Genomic DNA, 8,064 nt, shown 5'->3' with positions numbered 1-8,064 from the left:
TTTTCGCCATTAAGTGTTGCGTTGGTTACGCTAATGGTAAGTGGTCGCCAAATTTTTTATGGCATTTCTATGTTAGAAAAATATGGTGCTCAACTCGGGAAAAAACGTTGGTATTTAATTAGTACCCTAGTCGATGAAAGTTTTTCCCTGAACTATATGGCGAAGATTCCCGATCATTTAGATAAAGGCTGGTATATGTTCTTTGTCAGTTTTTATCTCCATCTTTATTGGGTCGTTGGAGCGGGATTAGGTAATCTATTTGGTTCAATCATTCCTTTTGATTTAAAAGGGGTAGAGTTTGGTATGACCGCACTTTTCCTGGTGATTTTTGCTGAAAACTGGCTCAAAGAGAAGTCTCATGAAAGCTCATTATTAGGTTTAGGTGTGGCTTTTGCATCGCTGTTAATTGTTGGGAAAGAACACTTTTTAGTGCCAACACTCATTAGTATTTGGATTCTGTTAACCGTAAGACGCCCGAAACTTTCATTTAAATTGGAGGCACTAAAATGACATTGATGGAACAAATTATCACCATTGTGATTTGTATTGTGTGCGTGCAATTTACCCGATTATTGCCTTTCTGGATCTTTCCCGCCAATCGTCCGATTCCAGACTATATTCGTTACCTTGGCAAAGTATTGCCTGCGGCGATGTTTGGGATGTTAGTGGTGTATTGCTATAAAAATGTGGATGTGTTGAGTGGTTATCATGGCTTGCCCGATTTCATTGCAGGTGTTTTGGTATTGGGGTTACATTTCTGGAAAAAGAACATGTTTCTTTCTATCTCGGCAGGCACAATTTTTTATATGTTTTTAGTGCAAAAAGTCTTTATCTAAGGGAGTTTTGAGCGAAATAAAAATTTCTTGATATTGCAATCGGTTGCCTTTATTTCGCCTCTTTTCCTCAATTCCAAATCTTTTATGATGCCGCCTCAATCATTGTTTGACGGAGAGATTTATGGAATTTAATTTCATCGAATTATTAGGTTATTTGGCAACATTCTTTGTGGCTGCGTCTTTTTTATTTAAATCGATTGTTCACTTGAGAGTTGTTAATGCAATTGGAGCGGTACTTTTTGTCGTTTACAGTTTGATCATCAAATCTTATCCAGTTGCGCTTCTAAACGCCTTCTTAGTTTTCGTTAACTTATATCAACTTTATCGTTTGAAAAAAGAGCAGCCGGCATCAAAAGTGCTTAAATAATTGACCGCACTTTTCCACGATTTACCCCCATATTTGATATAAGGCAATCACCAGTGGCATAGTAAACATACAAAGCAGCGTCGTTACACCATAGATGGCGCTGGCTTTCTGTGGATTGTTGTTATAAATCACTGCCATTTGTGTCACGGTTGAAGCAGATGGGCTCGTGGTTGCTAAAAAGCTAATCAACACAATAATTTCGCCTTTTTCAGCCCAATGCACAAACCCAATCAGTTTTATTAATACCAATAATGCAATCGGAATAAGTAACAAGCGCAAAAGTGTGACTAAATAAATGCGTTTGGATGATACGATGCTCCGTAAAGGAATTGCCGCAATCAGCATACCCGCAACAAGCATGGCATTTGGACCAATAAATAAGCCAATCGAAGAGAGTGTACCATTGATAATACTTGGTAATTTTATTTGAAAAGCAAATAAAAATGCTCCGACGAGAATTGACCAAATATTGATGTTTTTGGCAATCATCTTCAAGGATAAATTTCCTTTTCCTACAATAATCAAACGGCAATGCGTCCAAAATAGAAAGGTTTGCACCACAATAAAACAGCTGGCGTAAATGACCCATTCTTTACCAAATAGCGACATCACAATCGGAATAATTAAGTTACCAGAATTGGAATAAATGGAAGTGGCGTGTTCAATAGGATCAAGCTTTAGTAGGCGTTTTAATAGACTGCCAATAATAATCAGAATACCCTGAAGAAATACGGCCATAAGTAGTGAAAGCTGTAAACCTTGCAGGATTTCAGGTGTGTAATCAATTTGAAATGCCTCAATCATCACTGATGGACTGATAACATAAAGCCCAATAATAGAAAGCGGCTTGCTATCTTCTGATTTTAATAATTTTGATTTAACCAACCCATAGCCAATAAGTACAATGAGTGTCAGTTCAATAATTTTAGTGCCGAGTAAAAAAGTGATGTCCATAGTGAATATTGATGAGATAAATTAGTGCTATGAAAGAAGAAAAGGGCAAATAATTTGCCCTTTAAATTGATCTAGGTTACTCCCACTCGATAGTTGCTGGGGGTTTTCCGCTGATGTCGTACACCACGCGGGAAATGCCATTCACTTCATTGATAATACGGTTAGACACTTTGCCTAATAAATCATAAGGCAAGTGAGCCCAATGTGCGGTCATAAAATCGATTGTTTCTACCGCACGTAGTGAGATAACCCAATCGTATTTACGGCCATCGCCCATCACACCTACAGATTTCACAGGTAAGAATACGCTGAAGGCTTGGCTGGTTTTTTCATACCAACCGCTGTTGCGTAATTCTTCGATAAAGATCGCATCCGCACGGCGCAATAAATCGCAGTATTCTTTTTTCACTTCACCTAATACACGCACGCCTAAACCTGGACCAGGGAATGGGTGACGGTTGATCATTTCAGCTGGTAAGCCTAATGCTAAACCGATTTTACGCACTTCGTCTTTAAATAACTCACGTAGTGGTTCAACTAAGCCAAGTTTCATATAGTCTGGTAAGCCACCTACGTTGTGGTGTGATTTAATCACATGTGCTTTACCAGTTTTGCTTGCTGCAGATTCGATCACGTCAGGGTAGATCGTACCTTGTGCCAACCATTTCACATTAGTGAGTTTTTTCGATTCATCATCGAATACATCTACGAACACTTTACCGATAATTTTACGTTTTGCTTCAGGATCCGATACGCCAGCAAGTTCGCCTAAGAAACGACTTTCAGCATCAACACGGGTAATGTTCAAGCCGAATTTATCGCCAAACATTTCCATGACTTGATCGCCTTCGTGTAAGCGGAGTAAACCGTTATCCACGAATACGCAGTGTAAGTTTTTGCCGATAGCACGGTGTAAAAGTAATGCAACCACAGAAGAGTCGACACCACCAGATAAACCTAAAATCACTTCATCATCACCCACTTGCTCTTTAATGCGAGCAACGGCATCTTCGATAATGTTTTCTGCTGTCCATTTGGTTTCGCAACCACAAATGTTCACCACGAAATTCATCAATAATTCCAAACCTTTTTTAGTATGGGTTACTTCAGGGTGGAATTGTACACCGTAGAAACGACGATTTTCGTCAGACATTGCCGCAATTGGGCAGGTTGGAGTCGTACCGGTAACTTGGAAGTTTTCAGGTAAACGCGTTACTTTATCGCCATGACTCATCCATACATCTAATTTGCTATCGCCATCATTTAAATGAGCGAAAAGTGCGGTCGGATTATCCATTAAAACGGAGGCGTAGCCGAATTCACGATGATCTGAGGTTTCAGTTAAACCCCCAAGTTGCATCGCCATAGTTTGCATACCGTAACAAATGCCCAATACAGGCACGCCTGCATTAAATACGTATTCAGGTGCACGTGGGCTGTTTTCTTCCGTGGTACTTTCAGGACCTCCAGAAAGAATAATACCGTCTGGATTAAATTCACGGATTTGTTCTTCAGTCACATCCCACGCCCAAAGTTCACAGTACACACCGATTTCACGCACACGACGTGCAATCAGTTGAGTATATTGTGAACCGAAGTCGAGGATCAGGATTTTATGGTTGTGGATATTTGTCATTTTTTACCCTGTTTAAAATAATATTTATTAGTATTCACATGCTTTTGCTTTTTGTGAATGTTGAGGTTTATTAATCATTTCATTTGAAATATCAAATAAATAAGCATTGTAATAAATTCTATCAATATCTATACGCTCTGAGAATATAATTTGGTATGTTTCACCTTTTTGTGGAATAAATGTAATTCCATATGTCGAGAAACTACCATCTGTATGTCTAATGGTATCTATAAAGTTAGTCACGATACTATGAGCATTCATTTTAGCAAAAATTGTAATGGGCTCTCCTGCTTTTAATAAATGTTCCGTTGCTGAAAAGCCATCATCAGCTAATAAAAATCCTTTTTTTAAAGATTCAAGAGGGATTGATTTAATCTTTAACTCGTTTGTTTCTTTAACCTGGTTGGGATAGATATTTCTTAGATTTACTACTTTTTCAGATACTTTAATACAGGTTCCATTAGGAATTGCATAAACAGTTTTTATATTGGTGATTAACTTTAATTTAGCTACATTTTCTCCTTTAGGATTTGAATAATTCTGTTCAGTAGAAAAACGCTCCATCGGAGTACAAGCAAAAGCAGAGATTTGAGCTAAAAATATAAATAATATCTTTAATGATTTATTCATACAATTTTCTTATTTATTTGATAAAAATATAGAAACTAACCACACTTTAAAACAACAAAAGGTGAGCTAAAGCCCACCTTAACGGATTAGCCCATACGATAGTTTGGCGCTTCTTTAGTGATAGTTACATCGTGAACATGGCTTTCTTTAATGCCTGCGCCACTGATGCGAACGAATTCTGCTTTCGTGCGTAATTCTTCGATGGTTGCACAGCCAGTTAAGCCCATGCAAGAACGTAAGCCACCCATTTGTTGGTGGATGATTTCTTTTAAGTAACCTTTGTATGGAATACGGCCTTCGATACCTTCTGGTACAAGTTTGTCTGCCGCGTTGTCCGATTGGAAGTAACGGTCGGATGATCCTTTTGCCATTGCGCCTAATGAACCCATACCACGGTAAGATTTAAACGCACGACCTTGATAAAGTTCGATTTCACCTGGCGCTTCTTCAGTACCCGCGAACATAGAACCAACCATTACACAGCTCGCACCAGCTGCGATAGCTTTTGCAATATCACCAGAGAAACGGATACCACCGTCGGCGATAACTGGAATACCGCGATCTTTTAATGCAGCCGCTGCATCTGCGATAGCGGTGATTTGTGGAACACCTACACCCGTCACGATACGAGTAGTACAAATAGAACCAGGACCAATACCTACTTTAACTGCGCTTGCGCCTGCGTCTGCAAGTGCGATAGCACCTTCAGCTGTTGCTACGTTACCCGCAACGATAGGTAAGTTTGGATATTTTGCACGTGTTTCACGAACACGTTGTAACACACCTTCAGAGTGACCGTGAGAAGAGTCGATTAACAATACATCTACGCCGGCTTTCACTAAAGCATCAATACGTTCTTCGTTACCTGGGCCTGCACCAACAGCAGCACCTACGCGTAAACGGCCGAATTCATCTTTACAAGCATTTGGTTTTTGTTCCGCTTTTTGGAAGTCTTTAACGGTGATCATGCCTTTTAATTTGAATGCATCATCTACTACAAGTACTTTCTCTACGCGGTTTTTGTGCATTAATTCTAAAATCGTTTCACGGCTTGCACCTTCTTTTACGGTGACTAAGTCTTCTTTTTTCGTCATTAATTGTGAAACAGTTTTGCTTAAATCTTTTACGAAACGCGTGTCGCGGCCAGTGATGATACCAATTAAGTTATTTTCAGCATCGACAACAGGGTAGCCTGCGAAGCCGTTTTTCTTCACCATTTCAGCAAGTGCTGCAAGGGTTAAATCGGGAGAAACAGTGACAGGTTCAGAAACGATACCACTTTCGAATTTTTTCACTTTACGAACACGATCCGCTTGGCGTTCGATCGTCATATTTTTGTGAATAAAGCCGATGCCGCCTTCTTGTGCTAAAGAGATTGCTAATTTGGTTTCTGTGACAGTATCCATCGCAGCAGAAAGCATCGGAATATTTAAGCGAATTTCTTTGGTGAGTTGAGTTGAGAGGTCGGCAGTATTCGGAAGAACAGTTGAATGAGCTGGGACAAGTAGAACGTCGTCAAAAGTCAGAGCTTCTTGTTTGATTCTAAGCATGGCAATATCTCGCTGTTAAAAATTGTGTCAAAAAATATTGCGCTGGGATTATACAGATTTTTCATGTGGTTGAAAATGAATTTTTTCGCTTTTATGGTAAGATTTGCCAAGGTTTTTATAAGAAGGAATGAATATGTCATCGTTATTGGAGTGTTTATCGGATTGCCAACCTAAAGTGCGGTCAGATTTGATATTGTTTTTAAATATTACGCCAAATGAATTGGTGCAAGAAATGGCATTATTGAGAGAAGCAGGATTGAATATTCAAGAAGAAAATGATGTCTGTCAACTTGTGCCAGAAATGCCTTTGTTAAATCCGCAAACAATTTCAACCGCACTTTCACCTTATTCCGTGCATTATCATCGAACCATTTCTTCAACAAATGAATTTATAACGAATCAAATTAACCAATTAAAAAAAGGCGATTTGTGTTTGGCAGAATATCAAACAGCAGGACGAGGACGTCGTGGTCGTCAATGGCTTTCACCGTTTGCAGGGCAGTTAATTTTCAGTTTTTATTGGACTATCGATCCTAAAAAAGCATTGGATGGATTAAGTTTGGTGATTGGTTTAGCTATTGCAGAAGCGTTAAATGCGAAAGTGAAATGGCCAAATGATATTTTGCTTTCAGGGCGAAAGCTTGGTGGCATTTTAGTGGAAATCATTAATCATAAGAATGGGTTGCTCAATTTAGTGGTTGGTATTGGGATCAATGTAAAATTACCACAATCAACAGAAATTAGTCAGCCGTATGCACAATTAACCGAACAAGATCCTGATATAGATCGTGAAAAGATCCTTATTAAAGTGATTCAACGTATTTATTCTCGATTAGCTCAATTTGAAGAAAAGGGCATTGATGAGGAATTCATGCAACAATGGATAAACCATAATGAATTTTTTGGTGATGAAGTGAACGTCTTTACTGAGCAAGGCGCGATTTCAGGTATAGAGCAGGGGATTGATAAACGCGGTTATTTAAAAGTCATAACCGATGAAGGAGAGCGGTATTTTAATGCCGGAGAGGTTTCTTTAAGAAGGAAGTAAATAAAAGTGCGGTCAAAATTAACCGCACTTTTTATATGTATGCTAAACCACTTTCTGAATAAGCGCTGAAATATCATCTGCAAATTTTTCATCTCTTGCCATTTTCTCAATTTCCTCAGCAGAATATTTTTCACCATCATACACAGCAACAATACTGAGATCATTGGGTTGCAAGAAATGCGTTTCACCGAATTCAGTATAACGGGTGGCGCCAATACTAATAATCGCTTGTTTCGGATAGTTTGCTTGCTCTAATAAAGAAGCAATATGATTCATAGGTCCGTCATCGGGTTGATTATTCATTCTATCCACGATCCAATCTAATAATTGTTGGTGGAAATAGCTATAACCGATAGCGGGGCTGTCAATACCATACGCATTGAGCTCGCTATTTCTTTTATGGAAGCAAGCGATACGATATTGATCAATTTCACTTCCCCTAATAAAGGAAGAAAGTGGAATAAGTTTTGATGAAATACCTTTACTTGCCGCTCCCCAGTTTTTCTTTTCACAGATTTTTTTCGCATTAGGACGACGAATAGAGCAGTCATTATAGGCTGCAAAATAGCGCGGAATAATTTTCTCAACTTGCTTTCCTTTATAGATTAGATCACAAATAAGTGCAATTTCAGGCTCAATTTGCAGATTATCAGCACCTTGTGGAAAATTAATTTGATTGTGACTTAAAGGAAAGGTAGAAAGAAAGCCAGCTTTTTCGCTTGGCACATAAAACGGGAAAATCGCTTTGGGTTGAATGGCATTTTCTGTTTTTACTTGAGTGAAATCAGCCGCCTCGCCGGCTTGTTCTAAATGTCCCGCAAAATTTCCGGCTACACCGAAACCAATCATTTGTTCAAAATTCATAAAGACCTCATTAGATTGCTTACTCTTTTTGGGGTAATTTACCTTGAATGTTGAACAAAGACAATTCGCTTTGATGATTAAATCATCATACAGTAAAAAAATTGAATTTTTTTATAAAAAAGCACTTGCAAAGAATTCTGAAAGTCCTATAATACGCCCCACACAACGACGCGCTGTTG

9 protein-coding genes are annotated in these 8,064 nt (G+C 38.7%); 4 read left to right on the top strand and 5 right to left on the bottom strand.

Annotated elements, in window-relative coordinates; genetic code table 11:
• From HMPREF2750_RS07210 to HMPREF2750_RS07200, 3 genes are all read left to right on the top strand, one after another.
• A partial coding sequence (locus tag HMPREF2750_RS07210) for an AzlC family ABC transporter permease (RefSeq protein ID WP_070583204.1) occupies nucleotides 1-510 on the top strand: 510 nt, incomplete at its 5' end.
• The gene (locus tag HMPREF2750_RS07205; RefSeq protein WP_070583203.1) at nucleotides 507-836 is read left to right on the top strand and encodes a branched-chain amino acid transporter permease; all 330 of its coding nucleotides are present in this window, start codon (nucleotides 507-509) and stop codon (nucleotides 834-836) included. The genes HMPREF2750_RS07210 and HMPREF2750_RS07205, both read left to right, overlap by 4 nt.
• 121 nt (nucleotides 837-957) lie before the next feature.
• Nucleotides 958-1,203 (top strand): YgjV family protein, encoded by a 246-nt coding sequence (locus tag HMPREF2750_RS07200; RefSeq protein ID WP_014065152.1) that lies wholly within the window; start codon nucleotides 958-960, stop codon nucleotides 1,201-1,203.
• Between the two features lie 21 nt (nucleotides 1,204-1,224).
• On the opposite strand, the gene HMPREF2750_RS07195 is transcribed toward HMPREF2750_RS07200, so the two are convergent.
• The 4 genes from HMPREF2750_RS07195 to guaB form a co-directional block, all read right to left on the bottom strand.
• The gene (locus HMPREF2750_RS07195; protein WP_070583202.1) at nucleotides 1,225-2,157 is read right to left on the bottom strand and encodes an AEC family transporter; all 933 of its coding nucleotides are present in this window, start codon (nucleotides 2,155-2,157) and stop codon (nucleotides 1,225-1,227) included.
• 76 nt (nucleotides 2,158-2,233) lie between these two features.
• Nucleotides 2,234-3,793, bottom strand: a complete 1,560-nt coding sequence (gene guaA, locus HMPREF2750_RS07190) for a glutamine-hydrolyzing GMP synthase (protein WP_049372435.1) — start codon at nucleotides 3,791-3,793, stop codon at nucleotides 2,234-2,236.
• Nucleotides 3,794-3,820: 27 nt separating this feature from the next.
• Nucleotides 3,821-4,423: a hypothetical protein gene (locus HMPREF2750_RS07185; protein ID WP_070583201.1), complete on the bottom strand. Its 603-nt coding sequence runs from the start codon at nucleotides 4,421-4,423 to the stop codon at nucleotides 3,821-3,823.
• An 86-nt stretch (nucleotides 4,424-4,509) separates the two neighbouring features.
• Nucleotides 4,510-5,973, bottom strand: a complete 1,464-nt coding sequence (gene guaB / locus HMPREF2750_RS07180; protein WP_070583200.1) for an IMP dehydrogenase — start codon at nucleotides 5,971-5,973, stop codon at nucleotides 4,510-4,512.
• 133 nt (nucleotides 5,974-6,106) lie between these two features.
• On the opposite strand from guaB, the gene birA reads away from it, so the two are divergent.
• Nucleotides 6,107-7,021: a bifunctional biotin--[acetyl-CoA-carboxylase] ligase/biotin operon repressor BirA gene (gene birA / locus HMPREF2750_RS07175; RefSeq protein WP_070583199.1), complete on the top strand. Its 915-nt coding sequence runs from the start codon at nucleotides 6,107-6,109 to the stop codon at nucleotides 7,019-7,021.
• 42 nt (nucleotides 7,022-7,063) lie between these two features.
• Here the strand turns inward: birA and HMPREF2750_RS07170 are convergent, their stop codons facing one another.
• The gene (locus tag HMPREF2750_RS07170; protein WP_070583198.1) at nucleotides 7,064-7,885 is read right to left on the bottom strand and encodes a DUF5718 family protein; all 822 of its coding nucleotides are present in this window, start codon (nucleotides 7,883-7,885) and stop codon (nucleotides 7,064-7,066) included.
• Nucleotides 7,886-8,064 lie beyond the last annotated feature (179 nt).

Origin of the sequence: Haemophilus sp. HMSC066D02 (assembly GCF_001810545.1) — a bacterium.
Taxonomy (GTDB): Bacteria; Pseudomonadota; Gammaproteobacteria; order Enterobacterales; family Pasteurellaceae; genus Haemophilus_D.
Note: the sequence above shows the minus strand (reverse complement) of the source record. Positions and strands in the feature narration are given on the sequence as shown.